This is a genomic window from Aeromonas sp. 603607, from assembly GCF_049171595.1.
GTDB lineage: Bacteria > Pseudomonadota > Gammaproteobacteria > Enterobacterales > Aeromonadaceae > Aeromonas > Aeromonas veronii.
Window position 1 is genome coordinate 71,436 of the sequence record NZ_JAAKOV010000007.1, and the last position, 26,283, is coordinate 97,718.

Here is a 26,283-nt window from a genome sequence, read left to right on the forward strand (position 1 = left end):
CACGCGAATTTAATCTATGCGGGAAATCTCCCGAATATCGCGTAATAACCCGGAAGTTATATGCCCTCAATACGTTTTAAAAGAGTCTCGGCCACCCTGTTGCCGCTGCTCTGTCTCCTCGCCAGCCTCTGCGTCCCGCAAGCCATGGCGCAAGATGTCCCCTCTCGCAACGCAGTTCAGCGAGCGCTGGATGGTCTGGGTAAATCAGAGACCCTGACCGTCAGTCAGCAAGCGGATCAGAAGTTGCTGACCGAAACCCTCGGCCTGCTCGACAGCATCGACAAGGAAGAGGCAAAGGCCAAGACCCAGGCCCAGCGGATCCGCAACCTGCCCACCGAACTCAGAGAGATCAGCGCCAAGCTCGATGCCCTGACCAAGGGCAAGAGTGCCGAGCAGATCAAGAGCGAATACGCCAGCATGAGTCTGGCAGAGCTCGACAGCCGTCAGCCGGAAGTGCTGGCCAACATGCAGGCGGCCCAGGAGGCCCTCGGCGCCATCGGCAGCCAGCTCACCAGCTTGCAGACCCTGCCGGAGCGGGCCCAGGCCAGCATGAGCCGCGCCTACCAGCGCAGTCAGGAGATCCGTACCCGCCTCAACGCCGGTGAAAGCGTCTCCAGCGCCGAGAAGATGAAGCTCGGTGCCGAGCTGGCCCTGCTCGACCTGCAACTGGCCCACCTGCAAAAGGAGCTGGATAACCGTACCAGCATGCAGGATCTGGCGATCAAGCAGCGCGACTACCAGAGTGCCCGTCTCGCCAGCGAAGAGCAGAAACTGCAGCTGTTGCAGGATCAGAGCAGCGCCAAGCGCCTCGGCGACACCGAAAAAACCGCCGAGCAGACCGGTGAACTGGTGGCGACCGAAGACAGCCCGCTGGTGCAAAAAGAGCAGGAGCTCAACCACCAGCTCAGCCAGCAGCTGATCGGTGCCACCACCAGCCTCAACTCGCTGGTACAGAAAAACCTGCAAGCCAAGAGCTGGCTGGAGCGCGGCATCCAGACCGAGCGCAACCTCAATGAACAGGTGCAGATGCTCAAGGGCAATCTGCTGCTGTCGCGTATCCTCTATCAGCTCTATCAGCAACTGGAAGCGGCGCCCACCATCGCCGTCAAAAATCTGGAAGAGCAGATCGCCGATCTGCATCTGGCCCAGTTTGAACTGAGCCAGCAGCGTGACCAGCTGTTCCAGAAGAACCTCTATCTGGACAATCTGATCGCCGGCAGCAAGGATCCGGTCAGCGAGGAGGACAAGGAGAGCCTTGCCAAGCTGCTCGACACCCGCATCAATCTGCTCGATCAGCTCAACCGCCAACTCGACAGCCAGCTCACCAACGCCATCAGCCTGCAGCTGACCCAGCAGCAACTGGCGCGGGTCTATGCCTCTATCGAATTTACCCTGCAGCAACATATCTTCTGGGTAAGCAGCAACAAGCCCATCGACAGCAAGTGGTTTATCAGCTGGCCCGCCCAGGCCTACAAACAGGCCTCCGACTGGGTATTGAAACCGGACTGGAAACGCTGGCGCGAAGAGCTGCTGGGGATCTCCCTGCTCGCCTTCCCGCTGCTGCTGATCGGCGGCCTGCTGGTCTGGAAACGTCCGGCGCTGGTTGAGCGCGAGAAGAAGATCACCAAGGACCTTGGCCGTTTCCGTCAGGACAGCCAGTGGCACACCCCGCGCGCCCTGCTCTATACCGTGCTGCAACGCCTGCCGGGCAGCATGTTCATTCTGGCTGGCGGTCTGCTGCTCACCTACTGCGGTCTGCTCAGTCCCAAACTGATGTTCCAGATCACCCTGAACCTCGCCCTCGGTTATCTGGTGTTCAGCGTCTATCTGGCCGTGATGCGCCCGGGCGGCATCGCCGAGACCCACTTCCGGATCCCGAAAGCGGAGCTGCAAGCCAAGCGCAACAGCATGCGCTACATCTGGTTGCCACTGCTGCCGCTCATCATGCTCGCAACCAAGGCGGTGGTTGAACCCTCCACCCTGGGCAACGATGTGATCGGCCAGGCCATGACCCTGACCCTGCTGGGGCTGGCCGCCTATCTGGTGTTCCCCATCTCCCGCGCCCGCATCAAGGGCGAGGCGAGCATGCAGAAGTCGCTGATCGCCATTGCCCTGGCGCTGGCACCGGTGGCGCTGATCGTGCTGGCGATGCTCGGTTACTACTACACCGCGCTGAAGCTGACCGGTCGCCTGATCGAATCCTTCTACCTCATCATCATCTGGAGCCTGGTCTACCGCACCGCCCTGCGTGGTCTGGAGCTGGCAGCACGTCGTCTGGCCTACCGCCGTGCGGTGGCCAAGCGTGAGCACAAATCTTCGGAAGATGCGGAAGGTGGCGAGTCCATCGAAGAGCAGCCCATGGATCTGGAGGATGTCAGCCAGCAGTCCCTGCGTCTGACCCGTACCGTGCTGATGCTGATCTTCGGCGTCGCCTTCTACTGGCTCTGGTCCGATCTGGTCGCAGTCTTCTCCTACCTCGACAGTATGGTGCTGTGGCACCGCAGTGAAGGCACCGGCGCCAACGCCGTGCTGTTCCCCATCAGCCTGAGTGACGTGCTGATCGGCTTCCTGCTGCTCGGCGGTGCCTGGTCATTGGCGCGCAACCTGCCGGGCTTGCTGGAGGTGCTGGTGCTCTCCAAGCTCAACCTGGCTCAGGGGACCGCCTACGCCATCACCACCATGCTCAACTACGTGCTGATCGGCTTTGGCTCCCTGACCGCTCTCTCCATGATGGGCGTGCAGTGGGACAAGCTGCAGTGGGTAGCGGGTGGTCTGTCAGTCGGTATCGGTTTCGGCATGAAGGAGATCCTCTCCAACTTCGTCTCCGGCATCATCATCCTGTTCGAGCGTCCGGTGCGGATCGGTGACACCGTCACCATCGGCTCCTTCTCCGGTACCGTCTCGCGGATCCGCATTCGCGCCACCACCCTGACCGACTTCGACCGCAAAGAGGTGATCATCCCCAACCAGCAACTGATGACAGAACGGCTCATCAACTGGTCGCTGAGTGACACCGTCACCCGGGTGATCGTACGGGTGGGTGTGGCGTATGGCTCGGATCTGGAGCTGACCCGCACCCTGCTCAAACAGGCGGCCGACGAAAACAGTCGGGTGCTGAAAGACCCGGCCCCCATCGTCTACTTCCTCACCTTTGGCGCCAGCACTCTGGATCACGAGCTGCGCTTCTTCGTGAGCGAACTGGGGGATCGCAACCCGGCGGTGGACGAGTTGAACCGCAAGATCGACCAGCTGTTCCGCGAGAACGGCATCGAGATCGCCTTCAACCAGATGGATGTCTACATCAAGAATATGCAGGGCGAAGAGCAGAAGGTGGAGTCCAACTCCGCCGCTCTGCCACCGCCCGCAGAAGATGGCAAGCAGCCAGCCTGATAGCGAACTGCACTGATCTGATGGCAACAGCCGCTCACCCAGGTGAGCGGCTTTTTTATGTTCCCGTTGCTACGACCGTCCACTCAGGCAACCGCCGGAGAGTGATAAATGAGTTTACCCGCTGCGGTCTCTCACCTAATGTAGGCTAACGAACGGGAGAGCAGGGAGCCGCGTTTTCGCCCATGGATGACCAACAACTAGAGCACATTCTGTTTCGCTCCTTTGATGTGATCCCGCTCCCAATCCTGGTGTCCGAGTCGACAGCCAGCCAGGGTCATATGTCACCCGAACGGATCCCCCTGCGTCGCCATCTCTTCCTCAACAGGGCCTTTCGCGAACAGCTGGGCTATGAGCTGCAGGATCTGCCGGACATGGAGAGCTGGTTTCACCTCGCCTATCCCGATGAGAGCTATCGCAACTCGGTAATTCAGGCCTGGCATAACCAGATAGAGCAGAGCCTGCACCATGGACTGGAAGTCGCCGAGATGCCGGCGCTGATCCGATGCAAGAATGGCCACTCTCGCTGGTTTATCGTCACCGCCCAGCTGGGGGCAGATGCCATCCCGGATAGCCATATCGTCACCTTTCGCGATATCCACGACCTGCAATGCATGGTAGAAGAGGTGAGCCGCCTCTCCTGCACCGCTCCCCTCACCGAACTGACCAACCGGCGTGGCGCACAGCAACAGCTGCAGGCTCTCTGGTTGCAGGGCCAGCCCCTCTCGGTAGTACTGGGAGATATCGACCATTTCAAGCAGGTCAATGACCGCTACGGCCACCCTGCGGGCGATGCCGCGCTCTGCGCCGTCGCCCACGCCATGGCGGGCCAGCTGTTGCCGGGGGAGAGTCTGGCCCGTTGGGGCGGGGAGGAGTTCCTGCTGATCCTGCCTGGTTGCGATATTGAACAGGCAGCACGGCGCGCCGAACAACTGCGCCAGCATGTCAGTACCACCCGCTTGCCATGGCAAGGAAAACAGATCGCGCTAACCATCAGTCTGGGGTGTGCCAGCATGAAGGGTCAGGAGAGCATCGACTATCTGCTGATGATGGCAGACCGGGCCCTTTATCAGGCGAAGGAGCAGGGACGTAACCGGGTGGTCATCTCGGCACAATAGCCTGATAGCCAGAAAGGGAAGCTCGCACGCAACCATAAAAAAACCGAAGCACCAGGCTTCGGTTTTTTACTGCGGCAACTGGCATAGGCCAGCCGACCATTACTTCTTGATGCGGATAACCGGAGTCTCGCCCACAGTCACGGCACCAGTCATCTTCACCAGCTCTTTGATCTCGTCCATGTTGGAGATGACCACCGGAGTCAGGGTAGATTTGGCTTTTGCTTCCAGTACGGCCAGATCGAATTCGATGATGGTATCACCGCGCTTGACCTGCTGGCCTTCCTGAGCGATACGCTTGAAGCCTTCGCCTTTCAGTTCAACGGTGTCGATACCGAAGTGAACGAACAGCTCGATACCAGAGTCGGACTCCAGAGAGAACGCATGGTTGGTCTCGAAGATTTTTCCGATGGTGCCATCGCACGGAGCAACCATCTTGTTGCCAGCCGGCTTGATGGCGATACCGTCACCCACGATCTTCTCGGCGAAGACAACGTCAGGCACATCTTCGATCGGCACGATTTCGCCAGACAGCGGAGCGAAGATTTCGATGCCGCCGGTATCAGCGCTATCGTCGGACACCAGTTTCTTCAGTTTGTCGAACAGACCCATAGTAAAAGCTCCTAGAGATGATTTGTCGCTGTTTGCAGCCGATCTTAGCAGACTGCCTTCTGCTTGATAAAGTTATCTACGCACGCTTCGATTTCAGCAGCGGTGGCAAAGCTCAATGCCTGGTCAGCCATTGCCTTCACATCTTCGAAGCTGGTGTTGCGGATAAGCTTCTTGATACGCGGTACAGAGATGGCGCTCATGGAGAACTCATCCAGACCCATACCCAGCAGCAGCAGGGTGGCGCGCTCGTCACCAGCCAGTTCACCACACATACCGGTCCACTTGCCTTCGGCGTGGGACGCATCGATAACCATCTTGATCAGGGTCAGGACGGAGGGTGACAGCGGGTTGTACATAGCGGAGATCATCTCGTTACCGCGATCGACAGCCAGGGTGTACTGGGTCAGGTCGTTGGTACCGATACTGAAGAAATCCACTTCCTTGGCCAGATGATGAGCCATCACGGCAGCGGCCGGGGTCTCGATCATGATACCCACTTCGATGGATTCATCAAAGGCTTTGCCTTCAGCACGCAGTTCGGCTTTCAGCGTCTCCACGGTAGCTTTCAGGCTACGGAACTCTTCGACAGAGATGATCATCGGGAACATGATGCGCAGTTTGCCGAAGGCAGACGCACGCAGAATGGCCCGCAGCTGAGCGTGCATGATGTCTTCGCGGTCGAAGAAAATACGCACGGCACGCCAGCCCAGGAAGGGGTTCATCTCTTTCGGGAAATTCATGTACGGCAGCTCTTTGTCGCCGCCAATGTCCATGGTACGCACGATGATCGGCTGATCCGGCATCGCTTCGGCCACTTCTTTGTAGGCTTTGAACTGCTCGTCTTCGGTCGGCAGCGCGTCACGGTCCATGAACAGGAACTCGGTACGGTACAGACCCACGCCTTCGGCGCCATTGCGGATGGCACCTTCGGTATCCTTGACGGTACCGATGTTGGCGCACACTTCGACCTGGTGACCATCCAGCGTGATGGCAGGCAGATCTTTCAGCTTGGCCAGCTCATCTTTCTCGGCCTGGAACTGAGCCTGGAACTTCTTGGCTTCGTTCAGCTGTTCAGCGGTCGGATTGATGATGATCTGGTTATTGATCGCATCCAGCACCAGCATGTCACCGTTCTTGACGCGCTCGGTGATGTCGTTGGTGCCTACCACGGCCGGCAGCTCCAGGGAGCGGGCCATGATGGAGGTGTGAGAGGTACGGCCACCGATATCGGTGACGAAACCCAGCACATATTTCAGGTTGATCTGAGCGGTTTCAGACGGGGTCAGGTCTTTGGCGACCAGGATCACCTCTTCGTCGATGGTGCTCAGGTTGACAACGGCGATGCCCAGCACGTTCTTCACCAGACGGGTACCGATGTCACGGAAGTCGGTAGCGCGCTCGCGCAGATAGGGGTCATCCAGCTCGGCCATCATCTTGGCGTACTGCTCGATCACCTCATAGATGGCTTTGTCGGCGGATGCCTTGTTCTCTTTGATGAAGGATTTGATATCCCCTTCCAGCTCCTCATCTTCGAGCAACATGATGTGGCCTTCGAAGATGGCCTCTTTTTCCTCACCGAAGGTGCGACCGGCCATCTCTTTGATGGCTTCCAGCTGGGCAGCTGACTTGGTACGAGCTTCGAGGAAACGGTTGATCTCGCCATCAATCTGATCAGCAGAGATTTTGCCCTGATTGATAACGATTTCATCTTCTTTAAGAAGAAGCGCCTTACCGAATGCGATACCGGGGGACGCAAGAATGCCAGATATCATAATCCTTCCTATTAAAACGACTGTGGGGGAGGAATCTAAAGCTGGATTACTCCAGCTCGTCCATCAGGGCAACCAGCTTCTCAACAGCTTGCTGGGCATCCGGGCCGTCAGCCTGGATGGTTACGTTGGTGCCCTTGGTCAGGCCCAGGGTCTGCAGCTTGAACAGGCTCTTGGCGCTGGCGGACTTGCCACCGGAGACCACAGTGATCTCGCTTTGGAATTCTTTGGCTTCTTTCACGAACTGAGCTGCCGGACGGGTGTGCAGGCCGTTTTCAGCAGTAATAACAACAGACTTCTCGTACATGGTTTCACCCCATATTATTGATATTTTTTGGTGGATTGGTCGTTTTTGAAGCAACCTGACCCACCGTGTCAGTATGGATATGTTGTAAAGTAACGAAAGCAGACCCGCAATGGTTTAATCCAGGTCAAGTTTCTGTGCAGTAATCGGCGCGCTGGTTGGCAATTTTCAGTTATTGGGCTACAAGCCGCATCAGGACTGGCCTGAAATTATTTTATAACGAAAAATAACACTTTGTTACTTTGTGATACCCAGCCAGCAAACACCGCGTGACGCCGCACAGGATATGAGATTTAGAGCGGAATGTCTGCTTTTTTTCTCACTCCGGAACTTGTTATTTTACCCCAAAAAATAAGGATCAAGTGACACTAACAGGGGTTGAGTCTAGCCCATAAAGAAGCGGCGCTCCTGGGAGCGCCGCTGTTTTGAAAGATTCCGATCAGTTACTGCTGCAGTTCCTGCTCGCTGAACACCCCGGCAAACAGGGCGCTGGAGAGGTAACGCTCCGCCGCACTCGGCAGAATGACCACTATGGTTTTGCCCGCAAATTCCGGCAGCTCGGCCAGACGTCTGGCAGCCACCACCGCAGCACCGGAGCTGATACCGGCCAGGATCCCCTCCTCCTCCATCAGGCGGCGGGCCATCTCGATGGCTTCATCGCTGGTCACCTTCTCCACCCGGTCGATGAGGGAGAGGTCCAGGTTGCCCGGGATAAAGCCTGCGCCGATCCCCTGGATCTTGTGGGGGCCCGGTTTGATCTCTTCCCCGGCCAACTTCTGACTGATGACCGGCGACTCGGCCGGTTCGACCGCGACAGAGACCACCGCCTTGCCCTGGGTCTTCTTCAGATAGCGGGAGACACCGGTAATGGTGCCGCCGGTACCGACCCCGGCCACGAACACATCCACCTCACCGTCAGTGGCATCCCAAATCTCGGGGCCGGTGGTCTTTTCGTGGATCTCCGGGTTGGCCGGGTTTTCAAACTGTTGCAGCAACACATACTTGCCCGGCTCGGATTCGAGGATCTCGTTGGCCTTGGCAATGGCCCCCTTCATGCCGAGCGGCCCTTCGGTCAGCACCAGATTGGCACCGAGCGCCTTGAGCAGCTTGCGGCGCTCCAGGCTCATGGTGGCCGGCATGGTCAGGGTGATGGGATAGCCGCGAGCTGCCGCGACAAAGGCCAGAGCAATGCCCGTGTTGCCGCTGGTGGGCTCGATGATCTCCTTACCCTTGGTCAGGATACCGCGCTTCTCGGCATCCCAGATCAGGTTGGCACCGATCCGGCACTTGACGCTGAAGCTGGGGTTGCGGCTCTCGATCTTGGCCAGCACGTGACCTTTGGTAACACGGTTGAGACGAACCAGCGGGGTGTGACCGATAGTCTGGCTGTTGTCCTCAAAAATTTTGCTCATGGCGCTATCCCTGTGTTTGTTACGACGATGAAACAAGATTACCCTGTGGTTTCTGAATGAGAAGTGACTATTCGTTATAACCATATGGTATTACAACATATAGAGCTTATTCTCTCTGGCCCCTGACTCCGGGCGCCAATCGTCAAAGGAACCGACGTTATGGGATTTTCAGGAAGCAGCCAGTATCTCGCCTCCGATGCATTGAAGATGGCGGTCAATGCCGCCATCACCCTCGAAAAACCGCTGCTGATCAAAGGGGAGCCGGGCACCGGCAAGACGGTGCTGGCGGAAGCGGTCGCCGACCATCTCGGCACCGACCTCATTGCCTGGCATATCAAGTCCACCACCAAGGCCCAACAGGGACTCTACGAATATGATGCGGTGGCCCGGCTGCGGGACTCCCAGCTCGGCGACCCCAGAGTGGCCGATATCAGCCACTACATTCGTAAAGGCAAACTGTGGCAGGCCTTCAGCGCCGAGCAGCGACCTGTGCTGCTGATCGACGAGATCGACAAGGCCGACATCGAATTCCCCAACGATCTGCTGCTGGAGCTGGATCGGATGGAGTTCGACGTCTACGAGACAGGCGAGCGAGTCAAGGCACGCCAGCGGCCTGTGGTCATCATCACCTCCAACAATGAGAAAGAGCTGCCGGACGCCTTCCTGCGCCGCTGTTTCTTCCACTACATCCGCTTCCCCGACAAGGTCGAGATGCAGGCCATCGTCAAACTCCACTACCCCGACCTCAAGGAGAGCCTGCTTGGCGAGGCAATGGATCTCTTCTTCGAGCTGCGCGAGGTAGAGGGGCTGCGCAAGAAACCCTCCACCTCGGAGCTGCTGGACTGGATCCGCCTGCTCTTGGCCGACGATATCGCCCCCGAGGCGATGCGCGCCCGCGAGCCCGGCAAGCTGGTGCCCACGCTATATGGCGCCCTGCTCAAGACCGAGCAGGATTTGCATCTCTTCGAGAAGCTCGCCTTTCTGGCCCGGCGCGGCAGCTGAACCATGCTGATCGACTTTTTTACCCACCTGCGCCGCCACAAGCTCCCCTGCAGCCTGCGTGAGCTGCTGGACTTGCACGCCGCACTGGCTGCCCGGCTGGTCGCTGTCGATATGGAGGAGTTCTACCAACTCTCCCGCTGCCTGCTGGTAAAAGACGAGGCCCACTACGATCGCTTCGATCGCGCCTTCGCCGAATACTATGAGGGGCTGGACGCCATCCCCCTGCTGCCGGAAAGCCTGCCCGAGGAGTGGCTGCGCAAGGAGTTCGAGCGACTGTTGAGCCCAGAGGAGAAGGCGCTGCTCAAATCCCTTGGCGGACTCGACAAGCTGCTGGAGACCCTCAACCAACGGTTAAGCGAGCAGAAAGAGCGCCACGCCGGCGGCAACAAGTGGGTAGGGACCGGTGGCAGCAGCCCGTTTGGCCATGGCGGTTTTCACCCCGAGGGGGTGCGCATGGGTGGAGAGAGGCAGCACGGCAAGGCGGCCAAGGTGTGGGAGGCCCGTCACTATCGCAACTTCAGCGACGACTCGCCGCTCGGCCAGCGCGCCATTCAGCTGGCGCTGCGCAAGCTCCGACGCTGGGTGCGCAAAGGCAATCCCGACGAGCTGGATCTCGACGACACCATAAAAAGTTCGGCCCGCCAGGGCTGGCTCGATGTGAAGCTGCGGCCCGAGCGCCACAACGGGGTCAAGCTGCTGGTTTTTTTCGATGTGGGGGGCTCCATGGATGCTCACGTGGCCGAGGTGCAGCGCCTCTTCTCCGCCCTGCGCCACGAGTTCAAGCATCTGGAGTACTTCTATTTTCACAACTGTCTCTACGACTTCGTCTGGAAGGATAACGCCCGCCGCTTTGAGGAGCGGTTCGATACCCTGCGGCTGCTGCGCACCTATGGCAGCGACTACCGGGTGATCCTGGTGGGGGATGCCACCATGGGCCCCTACGAGATCACCTGGCCCGGCGGCAGCGTCGAGCAGTGGAACGAGGAGTCGGGTCAGGTGTGGCTCACCCGCTTGCAGCAGCACTTTCCCAAACTGGTTTGGATCAATCCCACCCCGCGGCGGGAGTGGCTCTGGCATCCCTCCATCAAACTGATGAATGACGTGGTTGGCGGACGGATGCATCCGCTGACTCTGGCGGGTCTCGCTGCGGCGATCGACCAGCTGTAACCCTCTCTACCCTATAAACCGACAAGCCGGGAACGCACCCGGCGAGGAGCAAAGATGACCTCTATCGTGATCAGTGGCTCAGGCCTCTATACCCCACCCTTTGCCGTCAGCAATGAAGAGCTGGTGGCCGCCTTCAACCAGTATGTGGATCTCTACAACGAGGAGAACGCCTCCGCCATCGACGCCGGCCAGCTCCCCGCCAAGCAGCACTCCAGTTGCGAGTTCATCGAGAAGGCGTCCGGCATCAAAAGCCGTTATCTGGTGAGCCGCGAAGGGGTACTCAACCCCGACATCATGCAACCGCTGCTGGCGGAGCGGCCCGATGAGATGCCCTCCATCATGGTGGAGATGGCGGTGGCTGCCGCCGAGCAGGCGCTGATCGCCGCCGGCCGCGAGCCGGGTGAGATCGATCTGGTCATCGTCGCTGCCTCCAACATGCCACGCCCCTATCCGGCGCTGGCCATCGAGCTGCAGCACTATCTGGGAGCAAGCGGCATGGCCTTTGACATGAACGTGGCCTGCTCGTCTGCCACCTTCGGCATCAAGACAGCCGCCGACATGCTGGCGGCAGGCACCGCCAACGTGGCGCTGGTAGTCAATCCGGAGATCTGCTCGGGGCACCTCAATTTTCGCGATCGTGATAGCCACTTTATCTTCGGCGATGCCTGCACCGCGGTGCTGCTGGAGCGAGCGGAAGATTGCAAGGTGGCCAACCCGTGGCAACTGGTAGCCAGCAAGCTGGTGACCCAGTACTCCAACAACATCCGCAACAACTTCGGCTTTCTGAACCGGCTGAGCCCGCGCACCCGCTACGGCGACGACAAGCTGTTTCGCCAGCAGGGGCGCAAGGTGTTCAAGGAGGTGTTGCCACTGGTGTGCGACCAGATTGCCAACCAGCTCGATGAGCAGGGCTGGCCCGCCGAGAGCCTGAGCCGGCTCTGGCTCCATCAGGCCAACCTCACCATGAACCAGTTCATCGGTCGCAAGCTGCTGGGCCACGATGCCAGCCAGCAGGAGGCGCCGGTCATTCTTGATAGCTATGGTAATACCAGCTCGGCGGGTTCCATCATCGCGTTTCATCTGTACAATCGCGACCTTCCTGCGGGGGCTCGCGGCGTACTGTGCTCCTTTGGCGCAGGCTACTCCATCGGTAGCCTGCTGCTACAACGACAGTAACAGAGTGCGCGGGGAGAGTGGCCCGCGCCCTGTACTCTGATTGGGGTTTGGCGCTGTTTCGCCGCTAGCCCCTCTCTCGGTTCACCCTTGCGAGAGGAGAAAACGGGCATAAATAGTGGCCAGACCATGACTATTGATCCGAAAACACCGGACTACTGTGACAACGCATACCGACAAGCCATTGATGAAAAACTTATTTTTCAGATTGGTTGCAATTTTTGAGTACCATGGTGCAACGGGGCGATATCTGGATCACAAGATGACAGGAAAAGGCTGCAATTTGTCATCCTTTGCCAATGATGGCTTCCAATGAATTCGAGGTTTGCTATCATCCGGAGACATTTCTTATCTGTCGCCGGCTACAAAAGAATCCCCTCATGTACACACAGTTCTTCGGCCTATCGGAACCGCCTTTCTCCATCTCGCCCAATCCCAAGTACCTCTATATGAGTGAGCGCCACGGCGAAGCCCTTGCTCACCTCAACTACGGATTGCAGGATGGTGGCGGCTTTGTGCTGCTGACCGGCGAAGTGGGCACCGGCAAAACCACCGTCTCCCGTTGCCTGCTGCAGCAGTTGCCAGCAGATACCGAGATCGCCTACATCCTCAACCCCTCCCTGACCGAACGGGATCTGCTGGCAGCCATCTGCGACGAGTTTCAACTCCCCTACCCCGCCGAGGCCGGGATCAAGCAACTGTTCGACCTGATCCGCGACCACCTGCTGGCCAACCTGACCGCAGGCAAGCGCAGCGTGGTACTGGTGGATGAGGCCCAACATCTGTTGCCCGGGGTGTTGGAGCAGTTGCGTCTGCTCACCAACCTGGAAACCGACGAGAAAAAACTGCTGCAAATCGTGCTGATCGGCCAACCCGAACTGCAACAGATGCTGCGCCAGCCCCTGTTGCGCCAACTGGCCCAGCGCATCACCGCCCGCTACCACCTGCTGCCCCTCTCCGCCACCGATGTGGATGCCTACGTCCGCTTCCGGCTGCAAGTAGCCGGTTGTGTGCAGCCCATTTTTACCCCCAGAGCGATCCAGACGCTGCATCGGCTCTCCGGCGGCATTCCGCGCCTGATCAACCTCATCTGCGATCGCGCCCTGCTCGCCGCCTTCGCCCGTGGCAGCTACAAGATTGTTCATGGCGACATCAGCCAGGCAGCGTTCGAGGTGAGCGGCGTCCGTGATGAGGGGAGCTGGCTTTCCGGTCTGATGGTGACACTGGCTGGCGCCTTGCTGGTAGCTGCAGGCTGGTGGGGTTGGCAATTTTTCGGCGTATTCCCCGAACGGCCTGTGGTCAAGGTCGAGGTGCCTGTCACCGTTGACGAGACCGCCGAACAACAGGAACAGTTGACCGAGGCGATCAATCAGGCCCTCGACCCCGAGAGCGCCATGCAGAATCTCTATCGGGTCTGGGGCTATGAACCGGAACCGTTCGATGCCACCTGTGACAACGCCCCTCGCGCCGGTCTGCGCTGCCAGGAGGGAGAGGCAAGCCTCGAGGAGCTGCGCGCCCTGCAGCATCCCGCCATGATCACGCTCACTGACCAGACTGGCGGCCTCTACTACGCGACTCTGGTCAATCTGGGGCCAAGCAAGGCCAGCCTGATGATCGGCAACCAAAGCTGGCAAGTGGATCGCCAGTGGCTCAGCGACAACTGGGGTGGCAGCTATACCCTGCTCTGGCGCATGCCGAAAGGGGGCGTCAGCCTGATCGCCAGCAATGCCGGACAGACCCAGATCCAGTGGCTCGACAACGCTCTGAGCCGAGCATTGCAACAACCCGAACGCAAGGTGCGCCGTTTCGATGGCGAGCTCAAGAACAAACTGCAGCAGTTCCAGCGGGATCAGGGGCTCACCCCTGACGGCATCGCTGGCAGCAACACCCTGCTGCGGCTCAACGCACTCTCCGGCGAACCCATGCCAAGACTGGAGGAGACCTCCTGATGTCTACCCTGCTCAATGCCCTGCGCCGTGCCCAGCAGCCTTCGCAACAGAGCCATATTCCCGCCATGGGGTTGGCGATAGCCCGCGAGGAGGCGCAACCCGCGCGTCGCGTCGGCTGGTTGCTGGCGCCCCTTGCCCTGCTGCTGGGGGCGGGTGCCAACTATGGCTGGCATCTAATCCACCTGCGTCCCATCGAGGAGAAGGTGGAGGTAAAAGAGGTGATTGCCTCCCCCTTCGTGCGGGTTGAGCCCAAGGCGATGGTGACCCGTCCGCTGCCCCCGCCCCTGCCGGAACCTGTAGTGCAGCAGCCCAGGGTCGCAGCGGCTGCCAGCAATCCGGCAGCCAGTCGACCAACCTTGGCCGAACAGCTGATGCGCGCCCTCAACGAAACACCGCTGCAACAAGAATCGGGTACAGTTTCCCAAAGCGTGCAGCCGGCCCAGTTGATGTCGCTGAATGCCGCTCCGCTTTCGGTTCGCCAGCAAGTGCCCGCATTCAGCTATGGCTCCCATGTGTTCTCATCCAATCCGGCCAAGCGGGCCGTGGTGCTCAATGGCCGCGAATACCGGGAAGGGAGCGAGATAGCCCCCGGGGTCGTGCTCGCCACCATCGACCAGCAGTACATTGTGCTGGATATCGGAGGCCAGAGCGTAACCCTCAAGGCGTTGCAGGATTGGCAAGGGTGAGTACACACCTTCCCCTGATAATCGCTGGCAAGCAGGATGCACCTCGCCTGAGTGCCACTTTTATGAGCATTCAAAGGTTTACGGTGTGATGAAATATCCATTTTTACGGTTTGGTGCGCCCCGACCCGTTGTGTCACAGCACGCAGCCGTACACAATACGCAGCCGCCCCAGAGCCTGGAATTTGTTGATTAATATGACGCTACGATTCAGGGATGACATCTTGACCCTGCTGCTGGCCCGGTGCCGACAGCTTCCTTTGACTCGCGTCACCGGAGTGTTCTTTCTGGTGCTGCTGCTGATGCTGGCCCAGCAGAGCGCAGCCCTCACCTGGCGCTTGCTCACTCTGGCAAACCCGCAATCCAACCAGCCGTGGCAACCCTCCACCGTGGCGGTCAGCGGCCAAAGCAGCCCGCGCCTTGAACTGGGCGAGGTGAGCCGACTGGCGCTGTTTGGCAAGGCGATCCCCAAGGCGCAGGCAAAAACCGCCGTGGCCGCCAATGCGCCGCGCACCCAGCTTAATGCCCAGCTCAACGGGGTGTTGGCAAGCTCGGATCCGGCCAAATCCATCGCCATCATCGCCATGTCCGGCATCCAGAACTCCTACGGGGTTGGCGACATGATTGACGGCACCCAAGCGCGGATCCGGCAGGTCTATCCGGATCGAGTCATCATAGAGCGGGATGGCCGCGACGAGACCCTGATGCTGGATGGCGAGGAGTATGGCAAGCCGCTACCGCAAACAACAAATACCACTCTCCTTGGCTCTCTGCGCAGCGAGCTGATGGCTGATCCGGGCAAGATCACTGATTACCTCAATATTTCACCGGTTCAGATGGATGGCCGCATGGCCGGTTATCGCCTCAACCCGGGCAACAATCCGGAATTTTTCAACCAGAGCGGGCTGCAGGCCAATGATCTGGCCATCAGCATCAACGGACTGGATCTGCGTGACAACATGCAAGCCATGCAGGCGATGCAGCAGCTGGCTAGCGCAACGGAAATGACAGTGACCGTCGAGCGGCAGGGCGAACAGTTCGATGTCTATGTGCGCTTGTCAGAATAATGATTTGGAGTCGTACCAATAATGACCACTAAAGGGAAAGGCTGGCGTCTGGCCACTATCGCAGCGGCACTGATGATGGCGGGCTCAGCCTGGGCCACCGAGTACTCTGCCAGCTTCAAGAACGCCGACATCGAAGAATTTATCAATACGGTGGGCAAAAACCTCAACAAGACCATCATCATAGAGCCCTCGGTGCGCGGCAAGATCAACGTGCGCAGCTACGACCTGCTCAACGAGGAGCAGTACTACCAGTTCTTCCTGAGTGTGCTCGATGTCTACGGCTTTGCCGTGGTGCCGATGAATAACGGCGTGCTCAAGGTGCTGCGCTCGCGGGATGCCAAAACCTCCGCCATTCCGGTGGTGGATGGCAATAACCCGGGAGTGGGCGACGAGATGGTGACCAGAGTCGTGCCGGTACGCAACGTCTCGGTGCGTGAACTGGCTCCCCTGCTGCGCCAGCTCAACGACAACGCCGGTGGGGGCAACGTGGTGCACTACGAGCCATCAAACGTGCTGCTCATCACCGGCCGCGCCGCCGTGGTCAACCGTCTGGTGGAAGTGGTGAACCGGGTCGACCGCGCAGGCGATCAGGATGTAGACATCATCAAGCTCAAGTTTGCCTCGGCGGGGGAAATGGTGCGGCTGGTGACCAACCTCAACAAGGATGGTAACCCACAGGGCGGCACCGCTTCCCTGTTGCTCTCCCCCAAGGTGGTGGCCGACGAACGCACCAACTCTGTGGTGGTGAGTGGTGAGCCGAAAGCGCGCGCCCGCATCATCCAGATGGTGCGCCAGCTCGACCGCGACCTGCAGAGCCAGGGCAACACCCGGGTCTTCTACCTCAAATATGGCAAGGCCAAAGACATGGTCGAGGTGCTCAAGGGCGTCAGCTCCAGCATCGAGGCCGACAAGAAGGGCGGCGGCGCAACCACAGGTGGCGCCAGCATCGGCGGTGGCAAGCTGGCCATCTCTGCCGACGAGACCACCAATGCCCTGGTCATCACCGCCCAGCCGGATGTGATGGCAGAACTTGAACAGGTCATCGCCAAGCTCGATATCCGCCGTGCCCAAGTACTGGTGGAGGCGATCATCGTCGAGATGCAGGATAACGACGGCCTTAACCTCGGCGTCCAGTGGGGCAATGCCAATGGTGGTGGTACCCAGTTTAACAACACTGGTTTGCCACTTGGCGGCGCCATCGCCGCGGGTAAAGATTACCAGAACGGTAACACTGATACCGCAGCAGCTCTGCTGAAAGAATTCAACGGCATGGCCGCCGGTTTTTATCACGGTGATTGGGCCATGCTGGCCACGGCGCTGGCCTCCAATACCAAGAACGATATTCTCTCTACCCCGAGCATCGTCACCATGGACAACAAAGAGGCGTCGTTCAACGTGGGTCAGGAAGTACCTGTCCAGACCGGTTCCCAAAGTTCTACCTCCGGTGACAACATCTTCAACACCATCGAGCGCAAGACAGTCGGAACCAAGCTAACCGTTACTCCGCAAATCAACGAAGGGGATTCGGTGCTACTCACCATCGAGCAAGAGGTCTCCAGCGTGGCACAGAAGCAGGCTCCAGGCTCGGCCAATCTCGGTCCAACCTTTGACACCCGTACAGTGAAAAACGCAGTATTGGTTAAAAGTGGCGAGACCGTAGTTTTGGGTGGCCTGATGGATGATCAGACTCTGGAACAGGTATCCAAAGTCCCGCTACTCGGCGATATTCCGGTGCTGGGCTACCTGTTTCGCTCCACCTCCAATACGGTGAGCAAGCGCAACCTGATGGTCTTTATCCGGCCCACAATCTTGCGCGATGCCGATGTCTACTCTGGTATCTCCAGCAACAAATACTCCCTGTTCCGCGCTCAGCAGTTGGATAATGCAGTGCAAGAGGGCTATCTCACCTCGCCCAAACGTCAGGTGCTGCCTGCCTATGGCCAGGATGTGATGGTGTCGCCCGAGCTGCAAAAGGAAGTGCAGAAGCAGGTTGAACAGATGAAGGTTCGCCAGCAGAGCACTGTAGAAAGTACCACCCCCTTTGTGCAGAGCCGTCCCTGATGAGTGCCTACCATCTTGACGGCGGCGAGTTGCCGCCCCCGCTGCCGGAGCTGCCCTTCGCCTTTGCCCGCAACTTCGGGGTGATCCTGATTGAGCGGGAGGGGGCACCAGTATTGCAGTGCCGCCCCGGCGTCACCCCGCAAGCCCTGCTGGAAGTGCGGCGGGTAGCGGGTTGCAGCTTCGCGGTGGAGCAGCTCGACAACGAAACCTTCGAAGAGCTGCTGATGGCCCACTATCAGCGCGACTCCTCCGAGGCACGCCAGCTGATGGAAGATCTCGGCAACGAGATGGACTTCTTTGCCCTGGCCGAAGAGCTGCCCCAGAGCGAAGACCTGCTGGATGCCGATGACGATGCCCCCATCATTCGTCTCATCAACGCCATGTTGAGCGAGGCGATCAAGGAGGAGGCCTCCGATATCCATATCGAGACCTTCGAGCGGGCACTGGTCATTCGTTTTCGCATCGATGGGGTGCTGCGGGAGATCCTGCGTCCCCATCGCAAGCTGGCATCACTCCTGGTTTCGCGGATCAAGGTCATGTCGCGGATGGACATCGCCGAGAAGCGGGTGCCGCAGGATGGCCGTATCTCATTGCGTATCGGCGGCCGCGCCGTCGACGTGCGGGTCTCCACCATGCCGTCCAGCTACGGCGAGCGGGTGGTATTGCGTCTGCTCGACAAGAACACCATTCGCCTCGAGCTCAAGCAGCTCGGCATGACGGCGCGCAACCGCAGCATCATCAGCGAACTTATTCGCAAGCCCCATGGCATCATTCTGGTCACCGGCCCGACCGGTTCCGGTAAATCCACCACCCTCTATGCGGCGCTGTCAGAAATCAACTCGCGGGATCGCAACATCCTGACGGTGGAAGACCCCATCGAATATGACCTCGAAGGGGTGGGCCAGACCCAGGTCAACAGCAAGGTGGACATGACCTTCGCCCGCGGTCTGCGCGCCATTCTGCGCCAGGATCCGGACGTAGTGATGGTGGGGGAAATTCGTGACCTCGAGACCGCCCAGATCGCGGTACAGGCCTCCCTCACCGGTCACCTGGTAATGTCGACCCTGCACACCAACACCGCCATCGGCGCCATCACCCGGATGCGGGACATGGGGATCGAGCCCTTCCTGCTCTCCTCGTCGCTCTTGGCGGTGCTGGCCCAGCGGCTGGTGCGTACCCTCTGCCCCGATTGCCGCGCCTCGCGTCCGGCCACCGAGCAGGAGCGACTTGCAATGGGTATCACACTGGAACCTGATCAGCCTATCTGGCATCCGGTGGGCTGCGAACAGTGCAACCACACCGGCTATCGTGGCCGGACCGGCATCCACGAACTGGTGGTGGTGGACGAGGCGGTGCGTGAAGCCATTCACGGCGCCAGCGGCGAGATGGCCATTGAACGGCTGATCCGCGGCCATACCCCCAGCATCCGCCGCGACGGTATCGACAAGGTGCTCAAAGGGCAGACCAGCCTCGAAGAGGTACTGCGCGTGACCCGGGAAGATTGAGATGGCGGCATTCGAATACAAGGCCCTCGACAACAAGGGGCGTAGCAAGAGCGGCGTGATGGAGGGTGACTCGGCCCGTCAGGTGCGCCAGCTGCTGCGCGAGCAGGGGCTCATTCCCCTCGAGGTGAACGAGACCACCGAGAAGGCGAAACGGGAGGCAACCCGCTTCGCCCTGTTTCGGCGCGGTGCCAGCACTGCCGAGCTGGCCCTGATCACTCGCCAGCTGGCCACCCTGGTGGGGGCTGGTCTCACCATCGAAGAGGCGCTCAAAGCGGTGGCCGAGCAGTGCGAAAAGGCCCACTTGCGCTCTCTGGTGGCGACCGTGCGCAGCAAGGTGGTGGAAGGTTATTCGCTGGCCGACTCGCTGGGGGCTTTTCCCCATGTGTTCGACCAGCTGTTTCGCTCCATGGTGGCGGCCGGTGAAAAATCGGGCCATCTGGAGAAGGTGCTCAACCGCCTCGCCGACTACACCGAACAGCGCCAGCATATGCGCACCAAGCTGTTGCAGGCGATGATCTACCCCATCGTGCTTACCTGCGTGGCTATCGGGGTTATCTCGATCCTGCTTACCGCCGTGGTGCCCAAGGTGGTGGCCCAGTTTGAACACATGGGTCAACAGCTGCCGGGCACCACCCGCTTTCTCATCGGTACCAGCGAACTGATGCAGGCCTACGGCCTCTGGTTCCTGCTGCTGATCTTCCTTGGCAGCTTTGTCTGGCGCTGGTGGCTCACCGATGAAAAACGTCGCCGGCGCTGGCATCAGGTGCTGCTCGGCCTGCCGGTGATTGGCCGGGTCAGTCGCGGTCTCAACACCGCCCGCTTCGCTCGCACGTTAAGCATCCTCAACGCCAGCGCGGTGCCGCTGCTGGAGGGGATGAAGATCTCCGGCGAAGTGCTCTCCAACGACTTTGCCAGAATGCGCATTCTCGAGGCCGCCGAACGGGTGCGCGAGGGGACCAGTCTGCGCAAGTCGCTGACCGAGACCAAGATTTTCCCGCCCATGATGCTGCACATGATCGCCTCCGGCGAGCAGAGCGGCGAGCTCGACAGCATGCTGGAGCGGGCGGCAGACAACCAGGATCGGGAGTTTGAATCCCAGGTCAATATCGCCCTCGGGGTGTTCGAACCCATGCTGGTGGTCTCCATGGCCGGGGTGGTGCTGTTTATCGTGATGTCGATCCTGCAGCCGATCCTCGAGCTCAACAATATGGTGAATATGTAAGTTTCCGGTGTTCGGTGGCGCCGCTGGCGGCCCGTCGAACCCACCCAGTGATCACTCTCTGATGGGCCATCCCATCTCATTCGTTACGGAGCAACTCATGAACAAACGTCGTCAATCCGGTTTTACCCTGCTGGAAGTCATGGTGGTCATCGTGATCCTCGGCATTCTGGCCAGTCTGGTGGTGCCCAACCTGATGGGCAACAAGGAAAAGGCTGACCAGCAGAAAGCGGTCTCCGATATCGTGGCGCTGGAAAACGCCCTCGACATGTACAAGCTGGACAACAACCGCTACCCGACCACTGAACAGGGTCTGGACGCGCTGGTGACCAAGCCCTCCATCGATCCGGCGCCGCGCAGCTACCGCGATGGCGGCTACATCAAGCGCCTGCCGCAAGATCCCTGGGGCAACCCGTACCAGCTGCTGAGCCCAGGCCAGTTCGGCAAGATCGACATCTTCTCCATGGGTCTGGATGGTGAAGCCGGTACCGATGACGACATCGGCAACTGGAACCTGAAGGATTTCCAATAAGTGATGTGCCGCCACCGCACTCCTTGTGAGCTGACTGCATGAAGCGATCTCTCTCCTTTCATCGCCAATCCGGCTTTACTCTGCTGGAAGTGTTGCTGGTCGCCATGCTGATGGGACTAGTGGCCACTGCCGTCACTCTCAGCATGGGAGGCGCCAGAGGAGATCGGGAGCTGGACAAGCAGGCGCGTCGCCTGATGGCGACCCTGCAGCTGGCGCAGGAGTATGCGGTGATGGATGGTCGGCTGGTAGGCATTCGCATCGAGGATAACGGCTGGCAGTTTATGCAGCGCCAAGCCAAGGATCGCAAGTGGCTGGCCCTGACTGGCGACAAGCAGCTGGGGCCGGTGCAACTGGCCGAGAACATGACGCTGGCGCTGGAGCTGGAAGGCTTTGGCTGGCAGCCCGACCACGACGAGAAAACCGAACAGAAGCGCGACGAGAAGGAGCGCACGCCGCAGCTACTGATCTTCCCGGGCGGCGAGCTGAGCCCGTTCGTGCTCACCTTCACCCAGCAGGATGAGGATGCCCGCTACACCCGTATCGTCAAGGGGGACGAGTTCGGCCGCCTCACCCTGCTCACGGGCGATGAAGATGAAGAGGTGAGCGAATGAACGCCCGCGGCATGACACTACTCGAAGTCATGGTCGCACTGGCCGTCTTTGCCATCGCGGGTCTAGCGGTAATGAAAACCGCCAGCGAACACCTCTCGGCCCTCAACTATCTGGAGCAGAAGACCCTGGCCACTTGGGTGGTGGAGAACCAGCTGGTGCAACAGAAGCTCGAGAACAAGTGGCCCGGTGACAGCTGGGTGGAAGGGGATGAGCAGATGGCGGGCAGCACCTGGTACTGGCGCTATCGCGGCGTCGCTACCGCCGACAACAACTTCCGGGCGCTCGATATGGAAGTGCGTACCGAGGCCAAGGCCGAGAACCCGGTCGCCATGATGCGGACCTATATCAGCCGATGACCCAGCTATCCGCCCGCACGCCTCGCCCCGTCCGTCACGCCGGTTTTACCCTGCTCGAAATGCTGGTGGCGATCGCCATCTTCGCCACTCTCAGCATGGGCGCCTATCAGGTGCTGCAGGGGGTGCTCACCAGCGACGAGGTAGCCAAGCGCAAGGAGGCCCGCCTCAACGAATTGCAGCTCGCCTTCACCCTGCTGGAGCGAGACGTCACCCAGATGGTGCCGCGCAGCGGTCGCATCGAGGGGGAAAACAACAAGGTGCTGCTAGCGGCTTCCCGCTTCGGCCAGCAGAGCGATGACTGGGGCATGGCCTTTATGCGCAGCGGCTGGCTCAACCCGGACGGCATGCTGCCCCGCTCCCATCTGCAGCGGGTCGGCTGGCGTCTCAAGGATCAGAAGCTGGAGCGCCTGAGCTACCTCTATCCGGATCCGGTGATCGGCACCGAGCCGCGCATCCAGCCGGTGCTGACAGGGGTCACGGCGTTTCGCCTCTACTTCTTCGACAAGGGCAACTGGAAAGAGGAGTGGACCCAGCGCAGCGTGCTGCCCCACGGGCTGGCAGTGGAGCTGGATCTGGAAGATTACGGCACCATTCGTCGCCAGTTCCTGATTGGTGCCGGTGGCCAGCGCGCCGAAGAGAACAGCCAGAGCAGTAACCCCGACCAAGGTGGCAACAACAACAACAACAACAACAACAACAACAACGGGAACAACGGCGGCAACGGCAATACCAATGGCGGTAATGGTGACAGCCAGAACGGAGGGGGCGCCAATGCGGGCTAATCTCGCCGCCCCCGGTCGCCAGCGCGGCATGGCGCTGCTGGTGGTGCTGCTGATCCTCTCGGTGATGGTGATCATCGCCAGCAATATGAGCGGCCGCCTGCAGCTTGAGCTGCGCCGCACCGCCAACATCACCACAGGCAAACAGGCGTGGTGGTATGCCCTCTCGGCAGAAGCGCTGGTGAGCAAGGTGCTAACGCAGGATTTCAAGGACAACCCCGAGGTGGTCAACCTCAGCCAGAACTGGGCCCGCAAGAACACTGTGTTTCCGGTGGACGATGGCCAGCTCAAGGGCGAGGTGACCGACCTGCAATCCTGCTTCAACCTCAACAGCCTGAGCGTGGCCTCCAAGGCGGGGAGCGGCGAGGAGCTGGCGCAGCAGCCCTATCCGGTGCAGGTGTTTCGCGAACTGCTCAAGCAGCTGGCGATGGATGATTACGAGGCGGCCCAGCTCACCGATGCCATCCGTGACTGGACTGACAAGGATACGGTGCTGGTATCCAGCCTTGGCGCAGAGGACGCCTATTACGAGGGGCTCAAGCCACCCTATCTGACCGCCAACCAGTGGATGCTGGGCAAGGACGAGCTGAGGGCGGTGCGCGGGGTGACGGCCAGGGTCTATGCCAAACTGGCTCCCTATGTCTGCACCCTGCCCAACGACAAGTTGAAGATCAATATCAATACCCTTGCCCCCCAGCGCCCCGAGCTGCTGGTTGCCCTCTATCTGGGTACTATCGGGCTGGATGACGCCAAGCGGGTGCTGAACGAGCGGCCACAGAAGGGGTGGAAAGAGAGCAAGCTGATGACAGACATGCTCGCTCCGGTCGATTCGGTGAAAGGACTGAAAGATGCGCTGGTGGTCAAGAGCGACTTCTTCGAAGCCCGAGTCGTGGCCGAGGTCGGCGGTAACCGGGCCTGGCTCGAAACCCTGTTCCAGCGGGGCAAGGACAATAAACTGGTGATGCTGCGCCGCCTCAGTAGCGGCGCCGAATAAACAGCGCACCGGCGGGCCTTCGCCCGCGGGTACGAGAGATGTTGGATGCAGCCTGCGGGCTGCGCACCGGTTGCCAGGGCGCACAACGCCCTTTGCAAACCGGTATCGCAGGAGAGAGATGCGTGAGCGAAAGTCTGGTCATCCGACTGGGGACCAATAAACAACAACCCGTGGCCTGGCTGGTCTGGTCCGGTCAGGAGCAGGAGATCATCGCCTCCGGCACCCTGCCCTCGGCCGATGCCCTGGGCGAGCTGCAGGAGCGAGCCGGTGGCCGCCCCGTGGTCACGCTGGTGCCGGGCAGCGATCTGATCTTCCGGCGCGTCACCCTGCCGGGTCGCTACAACCGCCAGTCGGCAGCGGCCCTCCCCTACCTGCTGGAGGAGCAGATCGCCTCCGACGTGGACGAGCTCCATCTGGTGGTACTGGCCCACGACGGCCCGCAGGTAGATCTGATGGCGGTGGATCGGCAGAAGATGGGCGAGTGGCTCGGCTGGCTCGATGCCGCTGGCCTCAAGAGCCTGCAACTGCTGCCCGATGTGCTGGCGCTGCCACAGGCCGCTGATGGCTGGTCAGCCCTGCAACTCGGCAGCGAGTGGCTGGTACGCCAAGGCCCCTGTCAGGGGATCGTCGCCGACGAGCCGCTGCTGGCCATCTTGCTGGCAACCGAAGCGGAGCCGATCACCATCCACAGCCACACACCTGTGCCCGCCATTGCCGCCGCCAACTGGCAGGCGGCGGAGCCTGAACTCCCTATGCTGCTGCTGGCCAAAGGGGCACTCGTCTGCCGCGCCAACCTGCTGACCGGCCCCTACCGGCCGCAGACCGAATATGCCCGCTACTGGTTGCAGTGGCGCAAGGTAGCCATCACCGCCGGTCTGTTACTGCTGGTGGCCCTCGGCCAGCGCGGCGTGCAACTCTATCAGCTCACCGAGCAGGACAAGGCGCTGAAAGCGGAGATCCGTGCCGTCTATACCCGCATCTTCCCGGGTGAGAGCCGCATCGTGAACGTGCGCAGCCAGATCAACCAGCATCTGCAACAGATGGGACAAGCCCCGCAAAACGGCGTACTGCTGATGCTCACCGAGCTGGCCCCCACCTTTGCCGAAGTACCCGGCCTCAAGCCGCAGGTGATGCGCTTTGATGCCAGTCGCCGCGAGCTGCGGCTGCAGGTGACCGCTCCCGGCTTTGCCGAGATCGAGCGGTTCCGCGAGCTGGCTGGCAAGCAATTCGAGGTACAGCAAGGCGAGGTGCGCAGCACTGAGGGCAAGGTAGAGGGCGCACTGGTGCTCAAGGGTAAATCATCATGATGGAAAAATTGCAGAGCTGGTGGCACGGCATCACAGCACGGGAACAGCGGCTGGTGGCCGCAGGTGGCATTCTGCTGCTGGTCGGTCTCTTCTATTGGAGCGTCTGGCAGCCCATCACCAACCGCATCGCTGAGCGGGAGCGGCAGGTGCAGAACCAGCAGCAGACCCTAGCCTGGCTCAAGGAGAAGGGGGAAGAGGTGCTGGCCATGCAGGGTGGCTCGGGTCGCCAGATCGATACCAGCGGCACCCTGGAAGGGGTGGTCAACCGCACCGCCTTCAACCACAAGATCAAGATTGCCCGGCTGCAACCCCAGGCGCAGGAGCTGCAAGTGTGGATCGATACGGTCCAGTTTGATGACTTGCTGCTCTGGCTCTCCACCCTGGTGGAGCAGCACGGCATTCAGGTGCAAATCATCGAGATCGCCCGCGAGGATCTGGCCCCGGGTCTGGTCAAGGTCAGACGTTTGCAGTTGAGTCGTCCACAATGAAAAAACGCATCCTGATTGCCAGCCTGTTTCTGGCAGCCTATCTGGTATTCCTGCTGGCCACCCTGCCTGCGGCGCTGGTGGCGCGCTATCTGCCGCTGCCTGCCAACATTGCCAACCTGCTGAAACTGGAAGGGGTAAGCGGCACCCTCTGGAACGGCCAGATCGCCCGGCTGCAATATGCCAGCGAATCGGTGAGCCAGCTGCGCTGGGATCTCAACGGCTGGTCGCTGCTGCGCTTCGCCCCCGAAGTGGCCATTCGCTTTGGCGATCGCAACGGCCTCAATGGTCAGGGCGTTGTCGGCTGGAATGGCGCCGCCTTCGGCCGGGATCTAACCTTCAACGCCCCCGCCCCCTGGTTGCTGAGCCGGGTGCCGATGCGCCTGCCGATCCCGATCACCGTCAGCGGCCAGCTGCAGCTCAAAGTGGAGCAGTTTGCCCAGGGCAACCCCTGGTGCGACAACCTCTACGGCAACCTCGACTGGTACAACGCCAGCGCCGATACCCCGGCGGGCAAGCTGGATCTGGCCGACCCCGAGGTGAAACTCACCTGCCTCGACTCCAAACTGGTGGCCGAACTCAAGCAGGGCTCCGATGCGGTACAGACCATGGGTCGCCTCGAGCTGCAACCCAACGGCCAATACCTGTTCCAGGGCACCCTGAAGCCGGGCCCGGCACTGCCGCCACAGATGCAGCAGGGGCTCCCCTTCCTCGGCCAGCCCGACAGTCAGGGCCGCTTCCCCCTGCGCTATCAGGGGCGGATCTAAGCCCTCATTCAAGGTGAAAATGGCTCA

22 protein-coding genes and 1 pseudogene are annotated in these 26,283 nt (G+C 60.3%); 19 read left to right on the forward strand and 4 right to left on the reverse strand.

What is annotated here, in order from left to right; translation table 11 throughout:
• Positions 1-60: 60 nt before the first annotated feature.
• Positions 61-3,390: a mechanosensitive channel MscK gene (gene mscK, locus G5315_RS08735; protein WP_270904641.1), complete on the forward strand. Its 3,330-nt coding sequence runs from the start codon at positions 61-63 to the stop codon at positions 3,388-3,390.
• Positions 3,391-3,572: 182 nt separating this feature from the next.
• Positions 3,573-4,505, forward strand: a complete 933-nt coding sequence (locus tag G5315_RS08740; protein ID WP_421332900.1) for a GGDEF domain-containing protein — start codon at positions 3,573-3,575, stop codon at positions 4,503-4,505.
• A gap of 99 nt (positions 4,506-4,604) precedes the next feature.
• On the opposite strand, the gene crr is transcribed toward G5315_RS08740, so the two are convergent.
• The 4 genes from crr to cysK form a co-directional block, all read right to left on the reverse strand.
• Positions 4,605-5,114, reverse strand: coding sequence for a PTS glucose transporter subunit IIA (gene crr / locus G5315_RS08745; protein WP_216953167.1), 510 nt, complete (start codon positions 5,112-5,114; stop codon positions 4,605-4,607).
• Positions 5,115-5,158: 44 nt separating this feature from the next.
• Positions 5,159-6,886: a phosphoenolpyruvate-protein phosphotransferase PtsI gene (gene ptsI / locus G5315_RS08750; RefSeq protein WP_216953166.1), complete on the reverse strand. Its 1,728-nt coding sequence runs from the start codon at positions 6,884-6,886 to the stop codon at positions 5,159-5,161.
• Between the two features lie 46 nt (positions 6,887-6,932).
• Entirely contained in the window at positions 6,933-7,190 is a 258-nt protein-coding gene (locus tag G5315_RS08755) for an HPr family phosphocarrier protein (protein WP_005338266.1), read from the reverse strand.
• A 440-nt stretch (positions 7,191-7,630) separates the two neighbouring features.
• Positions 7,631-8,599: a cysteine synthase A gene (cysK, locus tag G5315_RS08760; RefSeq protein ID WP_421332901.1), complete on the reverse strand. Its 969-nt coding sequence runs from the start codon at positions 8,597-8,599 to the stop codon at positions 7,631-7,633.
• Positions 8,600-8,758: 159 nt separating this feature from the next.
• Between cysK and G5315_RS08765 the strand changes: the two genes are divergently transcribed.
• From G5315_RS08765 to exeN, 17 genes and pseudogenes are all read left to right on the forward strand, one after another.
• Positions 8,759-9,601 carry an AAA family ATPase gene (locus tag G5315_RS08765; protein ID WP_216978327.1) on the forward strand — a complete coding sequence of 281 codons (843 nt, stop codon included), beginning with the start codon at positions 8,759-8,761 and terminating at the stop codon, positions 9,599-9,601.
• Positions 9,602-9,604: 3 nt separating this feature from the next.
• Positions 9,605-10,768, forward strand: coding sequence for a vWA domain-containing protein (locus tag G5315_RS08770; protein ID WP_421257884.1), 1,164 nt, complete (start codon positions 9,605-9,607; stop codon positions 10,766-10,768).
• A gap of 54 nt (positions 10,769-10,822) precedes the next feature.
• Positions 10,823-11,944: a beta-ketoacyl-ACP synthase III gene (locus G5315_RS08775; protein WP_421257883.1), complete on the forward strand. Its 1,122-nt coding sequence runs from the start codon at positions 10,823-10,825 to the stop codon at positions 11,942-11,944.
• A gap of 377 nt (positions 11,945-12,321) precedes the next feature.
• On the forward strand, positions 12,322-13,890 hold the full coding sequence (locus tag G5315_RS08780; RefSeq protein WP_216953162.1) for an ExeA family protein: 1,569 nt from the start codon (positions 12,322-12,324) through the stop codon (positions 13,888-13,890).
• Positions 13,890-14,576 carry a GspB family T2SS assembly factor variant ExeB gene (gene exeB, locus G5315_RS08785; RefSeq protein ID WP_421332902.1) on the forward strand — a complete coding sequence of 229 codons (687 nt, stop codon included), beginning with the start codon at positions 13,890-13,892 and terminating at the stop codon, positions 14,574-14,576. The genes G5315_RS08780 and exeB overlap by 1 nt, the downstream gene beginning before the upstream one ends.
• Positions 14,577-14,797: 221 nt before the next feature.
• Positions 14,798-15,640, forward strand: a complete 843-nt coding sequence (gene exeC, locus G5315_RS08790) for a GspC family type II secretion system variant ExeC (protein WP_321537286.1) — start codon at positions 14,798-14,800, stop codon at positions 15,638-15,640.
• Positions 15,641-15,661: 21 nt separating this feature from the next.
• On the forward strand, positions 15,662-17,701 hold the full coding sequence (exeD, locus tag G5315_RS08795) for a GspD family T2SS secretin variant ExeD (protein ID WP_421332903.1): 2,040 nt from the start codon (positions 15,662-15,664) through the stop codon (positions 17,699-17,701).
• On the forward strand, positions 17,701-19,206 hold the full coding sequence (gene gspE, locus G5315_RS08800; RefSeq protein WP_421332904.1) for a type II secretion system ATPase GspE: 1,506 nt from the start codon (positions 17,701-17,703) through the stop codon (positions 19,204-19,206). Before exeD ends, gspE begins: the two co-directional genes overlap by 1 nt.
• A gap of 1 nt (position 19,207) precedes the next feature.
• A complete protein-coding gene (exeF, locus tag G5315_RS08805; protein ID WP_421332905.1) occupies positions 19,208-20,428 on the forward strand; it encodes a GspF family T2SS innner membrane protein variant ExeF in 1,221 nt (406 codons plus the stop codon).
• Between the two features lie 97 nt (positions 20,429-20,525).
• Positions 20,526-20,957 carry a GspG family T2SS major pseudopilin variant ExeG gene (gene exeG / locus G5315_RS08810; RefSeq protein WP_005338297.1) on the forward strand — a complete coding sequence of 144 codons (432 nt, stop codon included), beginning with the start codon at positions 20,526-20,528 and terminating at the stop codon, positions 20,955-20,957.
• A 38-nt stretch (positions 20,958-20,995) separates the two neighbouring features.
• Entirely contained in the window at positions 20,996-21,568 is a 573-nt protein-coding gene (gene exeH / locus G5315_RS08815) for a GspH family T2SS minor pseudopilin variant ExeH (protein WP_335837746.1), read from the forward strand.
• A complete protein-coding gene (exeI, locus tag G5315_RS08820) occupies positions 21,565-21,924 on the forward strand; it encodes a GspI family T2SS minor pseudopilin variant ExeI (RefSeq protein WP_005338301.1) in 360 nt (119 codons plus the stop codon). The genes exeH and exeI overlap by 4 nt, the downstream gene beginning before the upstream one ends.
• A pseudogene (gspJ, locus tag G5315_RS08825) lies at positions 21,921-22,568 on the forward strand (type II secretion system minor pseudopilin GspJ); the annotation flags it as partial. The gene exeI and the pseudogene gspJ, both read left to right, overlap by 4 nt.
• Positions 22,569-22,695: 127 nt before the next feature.
• On the forward strand, positions 22,696-23,697 hold the full coding sequence (exeK, locus tag G5315_RS08830; RefSeq protein WP_236768759.1) for a GspK family T2SS minor pseudopilin variant ExeK: 1,002 nt from the start codon (positions 22,696-22,698) through the stop codon (positions 23,695-23,697).
• 122 nt (positions 23,698-23,819) lie between these two features.
• The gene (exeL, locus tag G5315_RS08835) at positions 23,820-25,004 is read left to right on the forward strand and encodes a GspL family type II secretion system protein ExeL (protein ID WP_236768760.1); all 1,185 of its coding nucleotides are present in this window, start codon (positions 23,820-23,822) and stop codon (positions 25,002-25,004) included.
• A complete protein-coding gene (exeM, locus tag G5315_RS08840) occupies positions 25,001-25,492 on the forward strand; it encodes a GspM family type II secretion system protein ExeM (protein ID WP_421332906.1) in 492 nt (163 codons plus the stop codon). The genes exeL and exeM overlap by 4 nt, the downstream gene beginning before the upstream one ends.
• A complete protein-coding gene (gene exeN / locus G5315_RS08845; protein ID WP_421332907.1) occupies positions 25,489-26,256 on the forward strand; it encodes a GspN family type II secretion system protein ExeN in 768 nt (255 codons plus the stop codon). The genes exeM and exeN overlap by 4 nt, the downstream gene beginning before the upstream one ends.
• Positions 26,257-26,283 lie beyond the last annotated feature (27 nt).